Origin of the sequence: Rhizobium sp. BR 317 (genome assembly GCF_047445835.1) — a bacterium.
Lineage (GTDB): Bacteria > Pseudomonadota > Alphaproteobacteria > Rhizobiales > Rhizobiaceae > Rhizobium > Rhizobium paranaense.
In genome coordinates, this window is the sequence record NZ_JARWLB010000034.1 from 1 (window position 1) to 15,336 (window position 15,336).

Consider the following 15,336-nt stretch of genomic DNA (forward strand, 5'->3'; position numbering starts at 1 on the left):
GCAATATTGGATCGCCTGCTTCACCACTCGACAGTGATCACCATTCGGGGCGATAGCTACCGACTTCGCGAAAAGCGCCGCTCCGGCCTTCTGCAGAAGGCCGGAGCGGCGCTTGAAACCAACGAAACTGCAAACCAATGAGGGGGTCAGTTCTTCAATTCGGCAGAGGGGTCAATTCCTCGATTCGCTTGACACGCCTTTCCCATGCACTCGAACGAGGCCTGCGTGCCAATCGATGTCATCCAAAGATAGTAAGGCAACCTCGTTCGCGCGAAGACCGAGCCGGTCAGCAGTAGCGGAGGGAAGCAATCGCCTGCGTGGCGCGAGCCTGATGGCGCATCAGCATGCCGAAAAGGTCTCGCGGCTCGTCGGGATTTGCGAGCAGGTCGAGGTTCTGGAAGACGAGTTCACCGATCGCAACGTTGGACGGTTGGTCGCGCATGGCAGGGCGCCTTATGAGAACGACGTCACGAACCGTCCGAGCTATTATGTGACGTTGGAGACGATTGGCGGAAAAGAGCACACCACCTGGGGTGTGGATCTTGAGCGTGCCATGTCTGAGGCTAAGCCCGAGATCGGTGACACGATTGGGCTCAGGCCTACTGGGTCGGAGACGGTGCGATTGCCAGACGGACAAATGGTCGAGCGCAATGCCTGGACGATTCACCGCGGTGACGATCTTGCATTCCGTCAATTAGAGGAGCGGCTCAGCCGAACGGGTCTGAAGGAGACGACGCTCGACTATGTCAGGGGCTTTGCCGCGCGGCGGGGGATCGCCGAGCAATTCGGGGTTCGCAGCGAGATCGAGCTACCTGATGAGAACGAGGGGCCGCGACAATCCAGTTTTGACATCGACAGGTCCGCGCCGCTGCTGCCGGCGATCACAAGATACGATCGCAGTATCGAAGATGTTGCTCGCGAGAAGGCGATGTCGACGTTCGATCGCGCTTGGGAGGCTATCGAAGCTGTCGCGAAACAGACGTTCATCGACGCCGATGCGGTCCTTGATAGATTGCGCAGCGCCATTATCGATCAGAACGCCGACGGCAGGGTTCTGGCGAAAGCGCTAGGCAGCGAGCCGGAGCGGTTCGGGAACTTGCTTGGTAAAGCCGGCGGGTTCGGGGACAATAAAGAGCGCAAGCAAGCCCGACACTATGCGAGGTCCGTTGCCGCGCACACAGAGTCCGTTGCGGTGACCTGGCAGCGTCGTTTTGGCGAGGAGCTCAGTGCCGAACGATGGCAGCGTGAAAAGCGCGATGTCATCGAGGTTCCGGGACTGACGCCCCGTAGCGCCGAGATTCTTGCCAAGGTCAACCAGATGGCCTTAGCCGAGCGCAGCGGGTGGATAAACGAGCTGTGGTCGACGTTGGAGGGCCGGCAAGCGCTTGATGAGGCCAAGGCGATCGATGCTGCCTTGCGTCAGCGGTTCGGATCTGCAGATCCGCGTAAGTTTGGGGCTGAGCTCGAGCGCGATGGGTCCCTCGGATCACGGGTGGAGGCGGTCAAAAAGATTTCGCAGACAGTCGACCGCGTGCGTCGTGCGGAGTTGTCGCGTGATCATGTGCTCAAGCGGGATATTTCGCTCAAAAGAGGGCTCGATCGGTAAGGGCTGTTGCAAACTCTCACTGTTAAAAAGCTCGGCTCCTCAGAGCCAAGGAATTTGCGCCTGCCTTTACCTTCAGTTTTGAAAACTGCCGTCCGATCGACAGGGGTGCAAAGTGTTTGAGGTTATCGGACCATGACCTTGCGCAGCACTGGTGGCCTTCACTACCGGGGTGATCTGGGGGCATGTGTCTCGACCTGTGTGGCTTGCGGAGTCGGGTCAAAGTACGATGGTGATATCGACGCGGGCGGCGAAACCTACAATCTGCCGCATCTCCTCAACATTCGAATAGATCGAGATCTTGCTAACTTCTGTCAAATTCGATTGCGACACCCGATCCCCGAACAGCAGCAGCGCCTGTTGTGGATCGCAACGCTTTGATGTCCAAATAAGGCCGTCAATGTCCGGCCTATTTTGATGGATCGCCAGTGCCCACTGGGCGGTGATCGCATACGAAGCAGCCGTCGTGTCTACAAGGTCAGCTCGTCCGATGCGCCATTTGGCGAGGTCCGGAGTGAAGAGCGGCACCAGAATGATGTCTCGCTTGAGTTGTACGACCGAATGGGCGAGCGGTTTGATGTTGTCGGCGCCGACGGTCTTGTGGGATTCCTCGATCGGTACATCGTGAAAAATAGTCTCGTGGACGGTACATTCAAAATCCGTGGCGAGATATTGCGTTGGAATCGGATGGCCGCCGAGAAGCAGGGGCGCGAAACGACTCGGTCGTCCCATTCCAGGGTTGAACGCACAGCTGTCGAAGCGCTGGTCGTGGACGCGATGAAACTTTGTTCCCGCCTTGATCTCATGTGAGTTCGAGGCGGGAAACTGGGAAGGCGGCGGAGAAATCATCCGATGATGTCTTCTGCCTCGCGTGCCGCTGCCTGGGTTACCGCATTGCCGTTTGCGAGAACGTCCACAGGCCGCTTGCCATCGAGCCAGCCATTCGGCGAGGTAAACCAAAAGGCGAGCTGCCAGCCGGATTTTTTTTCACCGAGCCTGGTGAGGACCTGTCCGATTGTTTCGATAGGCTGCCCATCATCGAACTGGAAGGCGGGAAAATATTCGGAGCCACCGTGTTTGACGGAAAACACCTTGCCTTTTGTCTTCCACCGCGAAGCGGTCATGCTCTTGTTTTTTGATCCGTGTCCGGCGATGTCGGCAAGCTCCTTGCTGGTGAAGCTCGGCCAGTTTTCCAAAAAGCGCGCTCTTGCCTTGGCATTGCTGTCGTAAAGGAGCCGTTCGGCCTCGGCACTCGGAGGGGCACGCATATAAACGGACACCAGCGCGTCGATCGCTTCGTCGGTCAGCTTGCTTTGCCGGGCCTCCACAATGGCGGGGACGTGCTCGACGATATCACGTATGGTATCCCGAACGGCTCGGTTGGGCGTCTCAACCAACACGACCATCATGTCATCGATGCCGGCACCTGGTTTGGCGTGCATGGCATTTGCCATTGCCTTGCGTAGCTTCGATGTAAAAGCGGATATATGAAATCCGCTTTTGCGGCTGACGACGGTTTTGTCGGCCACGGATCCTTTCTTATCGGCCACGGAACCCATCTCCGTCTGCAACGCGTGCGCAAATTCGGCGCCGTCATAGACACGAAGGCCGTCGGAGGTAGCCATTCATTTACTCCAGAATATTCAGGTTATCTCGTGATGCATAACCTATATCACCCGAGCACGTTTTTCAAGGATGGCGAATTAGATCGAGTGTGAGGCGGCTTAGCTGGCCGTTCGGTGATGCATGCCCCACTCCGGACTTCGCGAGCTCGTTCATGGTGATCATGCAGACGCTGTCGCGCGGGTTCGCGATCGAGGTGGTCGACATCTTCGCCCCGTCGCAGTTGACCGCGGCGTTGAAGTTCTACTAGCTCGGGGCCTTCCTCGTCGCAGTCGTGATCTACTGGTGATCGCCTTTGCCGTAACCCAGATCGCCGATAGGACGGAGCGAGCCCTAAGGGTACGCCCCAAGGGGCGGCTCGCTAGGCTCGAATGAGGTGCTGCGGCCGTCAGAAATCTGTATTCCCTCAGCGCTCCTCTGGAGGTTTGTGGTGCCGGAACTGCAACAACAAGAGCAGATCGTAGGCGATCTTCAATGTTCCGCAGATGAGGAGCGGCCAAGCGCGGTACGATGCGGCGAACAGCACCCCTGCCAGCGCCGGGCTGGCGGCCGCGGCAAGGCTGCGCGGCACGGAGGTGAAACTTGCGGCCGCGGCCCGCTCCGCCTCCGTCACCACCGCCATCACGTAGGAAGATCGCGTMGGCACGTCCATCTGCGAAAGCGCGGCGCGGATTGTCAGCAGTAGCAGGACCTGTCGGCTCGAAGCTGGGATTTTGGCCACGTTGAAAGAACGTTGTGGGAATATGGCTGCGGTGATTGACGGTTGAATTCGTGAGGAATGACGGTCTGCTCCGAATTCTGGAGTAGATTGATGGGTTTGAGTCTTTCGAATGAGGATTTGATCGGGCGCTGGAGCCTGAGCTTTTCCGATATGGAATTTGTGAACGGCAAGCCGGCCCCGGCGCGACTGGGATTGGCGGTTCAGCTTAAGTTCTTCGCCGCGCACGCCTTCTTTTTACAGGACCATGCCTCGTTCCCGCCGACAGCGTTTCCTGGCTGGCCAAGCAGCTTGGTGTCGAAGCTGACGCCGTGACMCAGTATGATTTCTCCGGCCGGACTGCGCGCCGGCATTGTGCCGAGATTTTGCAGCATCTCGGCTTTCGACGCTTGAAGCCGTCCGATCGGGAAGAGCTGACGTTGTGGATCGCTGGCGAATTGTGCCCGACCGGGCAATCGGTTGGCACCATGCTCGAGCAGGTTTTTCTGTGGTGCCGGAACCGTTGTATATACGGCCCGTCGCACAAGGAATTGGAACGCCTGGTGCGTTCGCAACGGCAGCAGTATCTCGATAGCTGGTTGACCGGGGTGAGCGCTCGCCTCTTTCAGCAGGCACGGTCGCATTGTTGAAGCGTCCATTGCCGATCCGGACGGCCAGACCGGCTTMAACACGATGAGAGCTGATGTCGGCCAGGCGTCGCTTGAAAACATCCTCAGCATAACGGCGAAACTTGCTTTCATTCAGAAACTTGATCTGCCACGGGATATTTTGGCGACGACCGGCAAGACATGGGTGGAACAGATTGTTCGCCGTGTCGCCGGCGAGAAGGCCTGGGAGATGCGGCGGCACGCGCCGGCCAGACAAATCGGCCTCTACGCGATTTATCTTTCGTCACGGCAAGCGCAGCTCACGGACGTGATGGTCGATCTGCTAATCGAGACGGTTCACAAGATCGCAACGCGCGCGAAACGCAAGGTGGTGGGCGATGTCGCGAAGGACATCGAGCGGGTCTATGGCAAGGAAAGATTGCTTGTCGAGATTGCCGTTGCCTCGATTGACGAACCGGCGGGGCGCGTCTGCGATGTCATCCTCCCATCGCCGGCAACGACAGGCTGGCGGCGATCGTCAAGGAAAGCCAGGCGAAAGGGGCTCTCGAGCGGCGCATATATAAGGTGATGCGCTCGTCCTGGGCCAATCATTACCGGCGCATGCTGCCCAGCCTGCTTTCGGTTCTGGAATTCCGGTCGAACAACACCGTGTGGCGCCCGGTTCTGGCGGCGCTGGATTGGATCAGGAGCAAGGTGGATGACGGCTGCCGGATTGTGCCGATGGAGGATGTGCCGAACGACGAGGTTATTCCGGCCAGATGGCGGAGTTCGGTCATCGATGACGATGGCCGTGTGAACCGGATCAGCTATGAGCTTTGCGTTCTCACCCAGTTGCGTGACCGCATCCGCTCCAAGGAGGTTTGGGTTGTCGGCGCGGATCGCTATCGCAATCCTGACGACGATCTTCCCAAGGACTTCGAAATCCGGCGTGACGCCTATTACACGGGCCTGAACCTGACCCCGGACGCGCAAGCGTTCACGACCGGCATCCGCCGGGAGCTTGAGCATGAGTTGCTGCTTCTGAACGAAACGATCCCGCGAAACGACAAGGTCCGGCTGCTATGGCGCGGCGAAAACCGCATCTCGATCACACCGTTCAAGCCTCTGCCGGAACCGAAGAGGCTGGAAGCGATCAAGGGCGAGATCGGTCAGCGCTGGCCGATGACGGGACTGCTCGACGTGCTGAAGGAAGCCGCCCTCGACACCGGTCTGCTGGAGGCCTTCGAAACATCGGCGTCGAGACTTGCCCTGTCGCGCGAGGCGCTGGATCGGCGGCTTCTGTTGTGCCTTTATGGTCTCGGCACGAATGCCGGGCTCAAGCGGGTCGCCGGCGCGACTGCGGATGTCAGCTACGAGGAGTTGCTGCATGTTCACCGCCGCTTCATCCATGCGCCGGCTCTGAGGGAGGCCTGCGCACGGGTGGCGAGCGCGACGCTGGCGAGCCGCAATGCCGCTGTCTGGGGAGACGCGGGGACGGCCTGCGCGTCCGATTCGACAAAGTTCGGCGCGTGGGACCGGAACCTTATGACGGAATGGCATGCCCGTTACGGCGGGCGCGGTGTGATGATCTACTGGCATGTCGAAAAACGCGCGACCTGCGTCTATTCGCAATTGAAACGGTGCTCATCCTCGGAGGTCGCCTCCATGATCGAGGGCGTGCTGCGTCATTGCACAGATATGGAAATCCAGCGCCAGTATGTCGACAGTCATGGTCAGAGCGCCGTMGGTTTCGCATTTTGCCACCTTCTCGGCTTTGAACTCGCCCCACGCCTGAAGGCGATTGCCCGCCAGAAGCTGGCCATCCCGGATGCGGCGATGCGCACAAGGCTGCCGAATCTGCTGCCAGTCCTTTCCGGCACGATCAACTGGGACGAGATTGAGCAGCAATATGACGAGATGGTCAAATATACGGCCGCCATGCAGACGAGAACGGCGGACCCGGAGGCGATTTTGCGCCGGTTTGCCCGTGCCGAAATAATGCACCCGACCTACAAGGCGCTGAGCGAGCTCGGCCGCGCGGTCAAGACGATATTCCTGTGCCGCTGTCTTCGCCAGGAATCGTTCCGTCGAGAAATCCACGAGGGGCTGAATGTCGTCGAGAACTGGAACAGCGCCAACGGCTTTGTCTTCTTCGGCAAGGGCGGCGAGATCGCCACCAATCGGATCGATCAGCAAGAGATCTCTGCCCTGGCTTTGCATCTGCTGCAAGCGTCGCTGGTTTATGTAAACACACGCATGCTTCAGACCGTGCTGGTGGAACCGAAATGGGCTGATCGGATGGCGCCGGAAGACTATCGCGGCTTCACGCCTCTGATCTACAGTCACGTCAATCCTTATGGCCGCTTCGATCTCGACTTGAATAGTCGGATCGATTTTGATCGGCTGGCGGCATAATTCTTGGAGACGATAGTGGTTAAAACTGCTGAAGCATGCCTGAATGTTCTCTACCAACATGGGTTGTCGTCGGCGCAGTTCCAGTTCTGTTTCGAGAGAGCAAAGCATGATCTCCTGGCCGATGACATGGCCTGCGACGCCATCGTTGCGGAGGTTATGCAGTCCATCGACGATCATCCGGATGCGGCAACCTTGTTGGGATTGTTGCTGGATGAGGCCCGAATGGGCGTCGAGAACGATAGCCCATATGGAAAGGCTTTCCTGGAAAATGCAGAGAAGGCGATCAACACTCACATTGCTGCCGGTACTGGCGAGCCACTTCATCGTTTGAAAATCGCTGGCTTGTATCGGCGTGCCGGTCTGCCCGTACCGGACATACTGATGCTCGACCCGGTTGGGGAAAATCCCGCCGACGAGATCCCGATGCCGGATCTTGATGGTGCGCTTGCCGTTTTAGCGGCAGAAGTTGAAGCTGAAGGCGGCGGCGCGTATGAGTTCTTCAGTGGCTTGGATGAAATGTCGGCAGGAATGCCCGAGGAGGTCAAAGCCGCGTTTGTCCGTCATCTGTTGAGGCTCGACAATCCCTTTCTGGAGCGCTGTGCGCTCTATTGGCTGGTGTCCGGCGCATCATTGACGCGAGAGGCCGTGGCTGCCGCCCTGCGCGAAAGGCTCATGCGCGGGAAGCTGGAGCCTGAAACTTTATCCTATTTGCCGATCATTCGCGGCTGGTTGCCGGCGACTGCCGCCCGGGTGGCTATTGATGACATTGGCAAGCTGGCTCGGCGACAAGGTCTTGCCGATGTTTCCAATCAAAACAGGGCGGAGCTGATAGTCAGCGACATCATGGCGACCACCGCTGACGGTGTCGGAGCGCAAGGCCTGACTATTGTCGGAAAACTGCAAGCCCGAACATTTGTCGCGATGATCCTGTTAAAGATCGGATACGGCATCAAAGATGCCTTTGTCATTCGTTGCCGTTCAAAGCGCGAAGCAACCAACATCGTCTCTTATGCCCGCCAGGAAGCAAACGGCGTCCGAATAGATCGAATGACTGCCGAGCTGCTGCTGGAAGCGGCTCTGGCGGATGGGATGGAAAACGGCCATCCACCAGCGCCAGGCTTCATTGACGTCATGGAGGCTTGCAGCTTGAGCCAATTGCGGCCCCAGGAAAGGGATCTGCAGGCTTTGCTGGATTACGTAGATCCGCAAAAGGAAATCCAGAATGCGACAGCGGCAGAGCTGGATCGGATGCTCCGCAACGAGCCTGCACTGGATGCGCTCGTCCCGTTCACCGACAGCTGGTTTGAAGACACAGGAGAAACACGCAGCATCATCCAAGGATCTCGGTCGGCAAGGACTGTTGAAAAAAGAATCTGGGCCTTTCTCGAAGGCCGGCGAGACATTTGGGCGAGACGATTTCTGCAAACCGCGATCATTCTTAAATCGGCGAAGAAGGAGCGGATGTCAAAAGCACTGGTAGCCGCGGCCTTCGCGCTGATGCACAAGCATCCTCTACAAGACATCCCGCTCGTGGAAGATATCGTTATGACCACACTGGACGCGGGCGGCGGATCTCCGTGGTGAGAATTTTGCGTATACCCATCATGAACGCGGCGCGAGCGGCAGGCTGAGGGTATCGCCGCTGCCAGGAAACGTGGCATCTACAAAGGTCGCCCACCGAAGATTGACCGCGCAGAAATCCTGCTTCGCCTCCAAAAGGGTCAGGGACCCAGCAAGATCGCCCGCGATCTCGGCATATCGCGTGGCACGGTCTATCAGGTACGCAACAGTGCTTCCGAATGAGCAAGGCCAACCGCATCACCCGTTTGACATCCGCCGCCTGCGAGCAGATTCAGGCCCGCATGCTTGAGGCTTGCAGACAGATCACCTCAGATCACGGATTGGTCATCGAAAGTGCCGGGTGGCGTGGCCTGGACGCGCCAGACGGTAAGCCTCTCAATCTGGTTAAGGAGATGTTCGCCTTGCTGGCCGAACAATACGGCCTGGAGGCTGCTGACTTCGAACGCGAGTTCATCACTAGCGGTGAGCGCTTCCGCATCACCGGCATTGATCCTCGAAGGCCCAAATACCCTATCTCCGTAGAGCGTATTCCCGATCGCCGCGGCTTCAAGTTCACCGCCGACAATGTTGCCATGCTGCTTAAAGCACAGGTTAAACCCTGACGTTCACCAATCGTTCTTCAACTTGGCCAAAATCCCAGCTTCGAGCCGACAGGGCCTTCCACGAGCCCTGCAAGCCTTGTTGCTGTGTGATGCTGACGCTTTGGGCCAAAAAGATTGCATAGTCCATCGAAGGGAACCAACGCCAGAGGCGAACAAAGACGATAAGCGTTAGCAGGTACTTAGCTATTCGCGCAGGTGGTTTCCAGTTCGATTCCGTTCAAGGCGAAGCCATTCGTGCTCTTTACTCAGACAGCTTCTTGGACCCATGAAAAGTACCGAGCCTACAAGCCGAAGATGCTTTGCCCGTTACGATCTTGCCTTGGATGGACTGATCCTGAAGGCTTCAGTTAACCAGCGGTGCCGACACTGGGTTGCGTTCAGGGTTAATGCCGAAGTTGGCTCGGCGGCGGAAACAACCCAACTGTCATTAACAGTGAGCGCGAAATTCAGAACGTTGGCCCGTGGGCCTGGCCACGCCTTCGTTTTCGTCGGTATGCCCGCCGACAACAGCAACAAGTCTATCGGCGTGTGAACCACATTGAGCAAAACACCACCCAATTGGAAAGTGACGCCTGTAACCAGTGCTGGAAGGACGACGGCGTTACTCAATTGGTTTGGTGTGGGGGATTCGAGGTTCAAACTAGGGCAGCCAGCGATAAGAGAAGTGCGGGAACCATCACCACTAGCCCCACCTTCAGAAACGAGCTCGCGCTGACACTAAAGCCCTCCCGGCGAAGCGCAGAGAGCCACAGTATCGTCGCAAGCGAACCTGTCACAGAAAGGTTGGGGCCGAGATCGACGCCAATGAGGACCGCGCCTGCTACACGATTCGAAACCTGCGCGGTTTGAACGGCGCTCCCCGCGAACAGCCCGGCGGGCAGGTTGTTGACGAGGTTTGAGACAAACGCGACGCCGATACCGGCGATTGCGATTGCCCGCGCCTCGGACTGCACGCTAATCGTCCTCAATTCATTGGCAAGCATTGCGGTCATGCCAGTATGATTGATGGCATCGACGATAACGAACAAGCCGGCCACCAGCGGCAGCACGCTCCAGCTCACACCTCGGATAATGCCGATCGGATGTTGCCGGATGATTGTCATAACGAGCAAGGTCGTCAGGACTCCGGCGACAAAGGTGGGCAAGCCGAGGTMGAGATGCATCGCCGATGCCGAGAGGAGCAAGATCGCGGTCAAGATCAGGCCGCCTCCCGCCAGTTTGGCGGATAGGGTCAGTGGCGGGCGATCGACGTGCGGAGCAATCGTGTCACCGGCCAAGGCACGTCTCTGGGACCAGTAAAGCGCCACGAACGTCACGACGATCGACACGACAGAAGGCACCAGGAATATGCCCATCCAACGGGACAGCGGCGGCATTTCTCCGCCCGCGAAGATCACCAGATTGGCAGGATTGGAAATAGGCAGCACAAAGCTTGCGGCATTGGCGATGAATGCGCAGATCAGAAGATAAGGGAGTGGATCCTTTACGTTGGCCGCACGACATGCGGCGTAGACGGCTGGCGTCAGGACAACGGCTGTCGCGTCGTTTGAAAGCAATGCGGTCACGATGATGCCAACGACATAGACAAGCACGAACAGTCGTCGCGAAGATCCCTTGGCGTATGAGGTGGCGATAGCGGCGATCCAGTCGAATAGACCTTCCCGCCGAGCGAGTTCCGACAGCAGCATCATGCCGATTAGAAAGAGATAGACGTCGAAGCCCTTGGTGATCCCTGACCAGACTTCGTCGGGTGGTATGATGCCGAGGATGAGGATCAGCGTTGCCCCGGCGACAGCCCAGACGGCTTCGGGCAGTCGAAAGGGACGGGTGACCACCCCAGCGGCTGTGGCTGCGGCGATGGCTGAGGTATAGAGCGGTGTATTCATGCTTTGCCTCGGATATGAAACTGCTGATCGACGTCCTGGTCCGCGGATCGAGCTCTCATCTGCCCAGCGGCCCCGTTGCGAAGCCTGTCGAACAGTAGATAGATGACGGGGGTCGTATAAAGGGTCAGCAACTGGCTGACCAGCAGCCCGCCGACGACGGCATAGCCAAGTGGTTGGCGCAGCTCGGAACCGGTTCCATGCCCGATGGCGAGCGGGAGACCGCCGAGAAGAGCTGCCATCGTCGTCATCAGTATAGGGCGGAAGCGCATCTCGGCCGCTTTGACGATGGCGTCCTCGCTGTACAGGCCTTCGCCTCGCTTTGCCTGGATCGCGAAATCGACAAGCATGATGCCGTTCTTCGTGACGATGCCGATCAGCAGGATAATGCCGATCATCGCCACGAGACCGAAGTCGAACCCCGCCAACCGCAAGGCCAGCAACGCTCCTAGACCTGCAGAGGGCAGGGTGGATAAGATTGTTAATGGATGAATGAGGCTTTCATAGAGAACGCCGAGAATAATGTAGACTACCACCAGCGACGCCAGGATCAACAACGGCACTGTACCAAGCGAATCCTTGAAGGCCTTGGCGCTTCCGGAGAAACTCGTCTGCAGCGAGACCGGCGGATGCATGTCCGCGACGGCGTTCTCGATTGCCTGTGTCGCCTCCCCAAGTGCCACGTTTGGCGCCAGATTGAACGAGATGGTGACGGCTGGCGACTGGCCCTGATGCGCGATTGAAACCGGAGAGACGCCGTCCGTCGTCCATTTCGCAACGACCGAAAGCGGCACCAAGGTGCCGTTATTTGCGCGGACCGAAAGGCGATCAAGCGTTGCAATGTCGCGCTGGAGATTTGGTAGGACCTCCAGCACGACCCGGAACGTATCCGTCTGCGTTGAGTAGGAGGCGACTTGCCGCTGACCGAAGGCGTCGTAAAGCGTCTCATCGATTGTGGACGGGAGGACGCCGTAGAGCGATGCTGCGGCACGGTCCATCTTGATCGACAGATTGGGGGCTTCGGCCTGCTGATCGCTGCCGACATCGCGCAGCGCCGAGATCCCCTGAAGGCGGTTCGTCATCTTCGTTGCCCAGTCGCCCAACTCCTGGATATCGGCGTCCTGCAGCGTGAACTGATACTGGGTCTTGGCCGGGCGTGCTCCGATGTTGATATCCTGCGCCGACTGCATAAACAGCTTGATGCCTTGCTGGGTGGCCAGTGCTGTGCCCAATCTGTCGATGACCTGTTTGGCACTTGCGTCCCGATCTTCCAACGGTTTCAACGTGATGTTGACGTGACCCTGGTTGAGTGCATTGCCACCATTGCCGCCACCGATGTCCATGAACACGCTATAGACGGCCGGATCCTTCATGATGATCGCGCTGACGCGTTCCTGCAGCTTGGTCATTTCCGTGAAGGAGATGTCGGGCGAGGCTTGGGACAGGCCGGCAATGAAGCCGGTATCCTGCTCGGGGAAAAACCCCTTCGGCGCAACAATGAACAGGTAGGCTGTTGCAACAATTGTGCCGATAAAGACGATGAGCGTCAGAAACCTGTGGCGGATGACGGGCTTAAGGCTGCGGATGTAGAGGGCGGTGAGCCGCTCGAAGAAGGCTTCGCCAACCTGATAAAAGCGTCCACGCTGATGTTTGCCGACTGGAGGAATGAACTTCGACGCCAGCATAGGTGTCAGGGTTAGAGAGACAACTGCGGAAATCACGATCGCGACCGTCAAGGTGATTGCGAACTCGCGAAACAGCCGGCCGACAATGCCACCCATTAGGAGGATCGGGATCAACACGGAGATCAGCGAAAGGCTGATCGAGACGATCGTGAAGCCGATCTCGCGAGCACCCGTGCGTGCTGCCTCGAGCGGCTTGACGCCATCCTCGATGTGCCGGGTTATGTTTTCGAGCATGACGATCGCATCATCGACGACAAAGCCGATGGCGACCACGAGTGCCATCAGCGAGAGATTGTCCAGGCTGAAGCCGAGAACCCACATCGGCGCGAGAGAGCCGGCGAGCGCGATCGGCAAAGTCAGCACCGGAATGATGGTGGCGCGCAGGCTTCGCAGGAACAGGAAGATCACGACGACGACAAGGCCGATCGCCAGCATCAGCGTGAATTGGACATCATCGACCGATGCCCTGATCGTGTTGGTGCGGTCCGTCACCAGATCAAGCTTGATAGACTTCGGCAGGGATGCCTGAAGTGCGGGTAGCTGCTTTTTCACCGCATTGACGACGGCAATGACATTGGCACCCGGTTGGCGGAAGACGTCAAGCGCGATGCCGCGCTCGCCGTCCGTCCAATGCGCCATCTTGTTGTCCTCGGCGCCATCGATTGCCTGACCGATGTCGCGGATGCGAACAGGGCCACCGTTGCGGTAGGCGATGACGGCATCATTCCAATCGGCACTGCTGCCAATCTGGTCGTTCGTATCGATCGGGAAGGTTCGCGTTGGATCATCGATATTTCCCTTCGGTGCGCTGAGGCTGAGGTTGCCGATCGCGGTACGGACGTCCTCCAGAGTGACATCCGCCTGCGCCAACCGGCCGGGATCGACGGCGATGCGGATTGCCGGCTTTTGCCTGCCGCCGATGTTGACGAAGGCGACTCCGGAAACCTGGCGGATCTTCGATGCGACGTTGCGTTCGATATATTCGTCGAGTTCCGGAAGGGTAAGGGTATTCGAACTGGCCGAGAGTTGCATGACCGGAGCGTCGGCGGGATTTGCCTTATGTACCGTCGGCAACGACGTCATGTCCTTCGGCAGTTGGCCGGCTGCTTCGCTGACGGCGGTTTGAACGTCGCTCGCCGCTGTCTGGATATCCTGATCGAGGCCGAACTGCACCGTGATTGATGTCGTCCCCAGCGAACTGTTTGATGTCAATTCGGTAATGCCGCTGACACGCGACAGAGCATCCTCGATCGGCTGCGCAACGCTCGCCGCCATCGTCTCCGGTGACGCGCCGGGAAGGTTCGCGGCAATCTGTATGGTCGGGAAGTCGATCTGGGGCAGAGCCGAGACCGGCATGAACGGATAGCAGATCGCTCCAAGCAGGAAGATGCCACTCATGATCAGACCCGTCGCCACCGGATGCGTGATGAAGAAATCGAAGAGCCCATTGGTCCTTGCCGGGCCGATATCTTGCTCGCTGATCATGGCGTTGCCTTCTCGGCGAGCTCACCCGTCGGCGATCCGGACCAGGCTGTGACCGAAACCTTGACGCCATCGCCGATGCGCGACTGACCGTCCATGACGACCTCATCACCATCATGTATGCCGTCGGTGACGAGCGCCTTTGCGGCCGTGACGAAAGCCGTTTTGACCTCCCTCTTTTCGATTTTGCCCTCAGGCCTGACGACATAAGCGTAGAGGCCGTCGCTGCCTCGGCCGAGCGCCTTATCCGGAACGACGATGCCGGTCCGTTTTTCCACTGTCAGCGTCGTCGCAACCGGGAGGCCCGGCCAGAGAGTGCCAGCCTTATTGTCGAAGATTGCCTTGAGGTGGATGGAGCCGTTTGAAACGTCGACGGCATTGTCCAGGGTGGTCAGTTTCCCCTTGGCAAGGATGTGGCTGCCGTCCGTGCTTGTCAGCGTAACCTCGGCGACACCCTGGTTAAGCGCATCCCTGATTTCACCAAACTTGTCACCCGGTGCTACGAAGGAGACGGCGATAGGATCCATCTGCGTGATGGTCACGATCCCGTTGGTCGAACTCGCGCTGACAACACTTCCAACATTGACCTGCTTGAACCCGGTGCGCCCGGAGAGGGGCGCGGTGACCGTTGCAAATCCGAGTTGGGTCTCCGCGCTCTCGATAATAGCGTCGTCGTACCGCACCGCAGCCGCATATTGCTCGCTGGAGGCGGTCTTCTTTTCGAGCATCGAGGTGGAGGCGATGCCTTTTTCGGCGAGTGCCGCATAGCGCTGCGCGTCTGTCCGCGCGCTGTTCAACTGCGCTTCGTCTTGAGCCTTTTTCGCCTTGGCGGAGGCCAGCGCCGACAGGAGCTCACGGTCGTCCAGCTTGAGGAGGACTGCTCCCTTCTCCACCATCTGTCCCTCGGCAAAGGGCATGTCGACGACTTGGCCATCGATACGCGGACGAACGGTGACGGACTGAAGAGGCGCGACGGTGCCTATGCCGTTGATAACCCGGTCGATCGTCTCGGTTTGCGCCTTGATGGCGGTCACTGGAACGGGAGGAGCGTCTCCCGCCGACAAGGGACTGGCATGGATGGCGACAACGCTTATCAACGCAACGCCGCACACGCTTTTGCCGGAGGTGGCAAGCCGTTGAACCAAAGGACTTATCAT

Annotated in this window: 12 protein-coding genes and 3 pseudogenes; 9 read left to right on the forward strand and 6 right to left on the reverse strand. The window is 58.5% G+C overall.

From position 1 onward, the window contains the following. Both QD357_RS30170 and QD357_RS30175 read left to right on the forward strand, forming a co-directional pair. Positions 1-141: ATP-binding protein (locus QD357_RS30170; protein ID WP_414125746.1), on the forward strand; the 141-nt coding region annotated here is incomplete at its 5' end. Positions 142-331: 190 nt separating this feature from the next. Then, complete coding sequence (locus tag QD357_RS30175; RefSeq protein ID WP_183941351.1) at positions 332-1,606, forward strand: BID domain-containing protein; 1,275 nt, start codon at positions 332-334, stop codon at positions 1,604-1,606. Positions 1,607-1,822: 216 nt separating this feature from the next. On the opposite strand, the gene QD357_RS30180 is transcribed toward QD357_RS30175, so the two are convergent. After that, on the reverse strand, positions 1,823-2,452 hold the full coding sequence (locus QD357_RS30180) for an RES family NAD+ phosphorylase (protein ID WP_414125737.1): 630 nt from the start codon (positions 2,450-2,452) through the stop codon (positions 1,823-1,825). Then, a complete protein-coding gene (locus QD357_RS30185; RefSeq protein WP_183941355.1) occupies positions 2,449-3,228 on the reverse strand; it encodes a hypothetical protein in 780 nt (259 codons plus the stop codon). Before QD357_RS30185 ends, QD357_RS30180 begins: the two co-directional genes overlap by 4 nt. Positions 3,229-3,359: 131 nt before the next feature. On the opposite strand from QD357_RS30185, the pseudogene QD357_RS30190 reads away from it, so the two are divergent. Then, positions 3,360-3,601 (forward strand): annotated as a pseudogene (locus tag QD357_RS30190) (hypothetical protein); the annotation flags it as partial. Positions 3,602-3,632: 31 nt separating this feature from the next. Here QD357_RS30190 and QD357_RS30195 read toward each other — a convergent pair. Beyond that, positions 3,633-3,914, reverse strand: a pseudogene (locus QD357_RS30195) (MFS transporter); the annotation flags it as partial. 123 nt (positions 3,915-4,037) lie between these two features. Here QD357_RS30195 and QD357_RS30200 point away from each other — a divergent pair. From QD357_RS30200 to QD357_RS30225, 6 genes and pseudogenes are all read left to right on the forward strand, one after another. After that, positions 4,038-4,573: pseudogene (locus QD357_RS30200) on the forward strand (DUF4158 domain-containing protein). A 43-nt stretch (positions 4,574-4,616) separates the two neighbouring features. Continuing rightward, positions 4,617-5,120 (forward strand): hypothetical protein, encoded by a 504-nt coding sequence (locus tag QD357_RS30205; protein WP_245407422.1) that lies wholly within the window; start codon positions 4,617-4,619, stop codon positions 5,118-5,120. Continuing rightward, positions 5,066-6,946 carry a Tn3 family transposase gene (locus tag QD357_RS30210; protein ID WP_414125747.1) on the forward strand — a complete coding sequence of 627 codons (1,881 nt, stop codon included), beginning with the start codon at positions 5,066-5,068 and terminating at the stop codon, positions 6,944-6,946. The genes QD357_RS30205 and QD357_RS30210 overlap by 55 nt, the downstream gene beginning before the upstream one ends. Before the next feature lie 15 nt (positions 6,947-6,961). After that, a complete protein-coding gene (locus QD357_RS30215) occupies positions 6,962-8,530 on the forward strand; it encodes a hypothetical protein (protein WP_414125738.1) in 1,569 nt (522 codons plus the stop codon). A gap of 117 nt (positions 8,531-8,647) precedes the next feature. Then, positions 8,648-8,749: a helix-turn-helix domain-containing protein gene (locus tag QD357_RS30220; protein ID WP_245407423.1), complete on the forward strand. Its 102-nt coding sequence runs from the start codon at positions 8,648-8,650 to the stop codon at positions 8,747-8,749. Next, a complete protein-coding gene (locus QD357_RS30225) occupies positions 8,746-9,129 on the forward strand; it encodes a hypothetical protein (protein WP_107107275.1) in 384 nt (127 codons plus the stop codon). Before QD357_RS30220 ends, QD357_RS30225 begins: the two co-directional genes overlap by 4 nt. 635 nt (positions 9,130-9,764) lie before the next feature. On the opposite strand, the gene QD357_RS30230 is transcribed toward QD357_RS30225, so the two are convergent. From QD357_RS30230 to QD357_RS30240, 3 genes are read right to left on the reverse strand one after another with little or no spacing between them, the layout of a single operon-like run. Further along, positions 9,765-11,015 (reverse strand): arsenic transporter, encoded by a 1,251-nt coding sequence (locus tag QD357_RS30230; protein ID WP_414125739.1) that lies wholly within the window; start codon positions 11,013-11,015, stop codon positions 9,765-9,767. Further along, the gene (locus QD357_RS30235) at positions 11,012-14,182 is read right to left on the reverse strand and encodes an efflux RND transporter permease subunit (protein WP_414125740.1); all 3,171 of its coding nucleotides are present in this window, start codon (positions 14,180-14,182) and stop codon (positions 11,012-11,014) included. The genes QD357_RS30230 and QD357_RS30235 overlap by 4 nt, the downstream gene beginning before the upstream one ends. Then, entirely contained in the window at positions 14,179-15,336 is a 1,158-nt protein-coding gene (locus QD357_RS30240; RefSeq protein WP_414125741.1) for an efflux RND transporter periplasmic adaptor subunit, read from the reverse strand. The genes QD357_RS30235 and QD357_RS30240 overlap by 4 nt, the downstream gene beginning before the upstream one ends.

What these genes read in the sequence shown, in the direction of transcription:
- QD357_RS30175 (WP_183941351.1), top strand. Translation starts at nt 332, where the DNA reads ATGGCGCATCAGCATGCCGAAAAGGTCTCGCGGCTCGTCGGGATTTGC.
- QD357_RS30180 (WP_414125737.1), bottom strand. Translation starts at nt 2,452, where the DNA reads ATGATTTCTCCGCCGCCTTCCCAGTTTCCCGCCTCGAACTCACATGAG.
- QD357_RS30185 (WP_183941355.1), bottom strand. Translation starts at nt 3,228, where the DNA reads ATGGCTACCTCCGACGGCCTTCGTGTCTATGACGGCGCCGAATTTGCG.
- QD357_RS30205 (WP_245407422.1), top strand. Translation starts at nt 4,617, where the DNA reads ATGAGAGCTGATGTCGGCCAGGCGTCGCTTGAAAACATCCTCAGCATA.
- QD357_RS30225 (WP_107107275.1), top strand. Translation starts at nt 8,746, where the DNA reads ATGAGCAAGGCCAACCGCATCACCCGTTTGACATCCGCCGCCTGCGAG.
- QD357_RS30235 (WP_414125740.1), bottom strand. Translation starts at nt 14,182, where the DNA reads ATGATCAGCGAGCAAGATATCGGCCCGGCAAGGACCAATGGGCTCTTC.
- QD357_RS30240 (WP_414125741.1), bottom strand. Translation starts at nt 15,336, where the DNA reads ATGATAAGTCCTTTGGTTCAACGGCTTGCCACCTCCGGCAAAAGCGTG.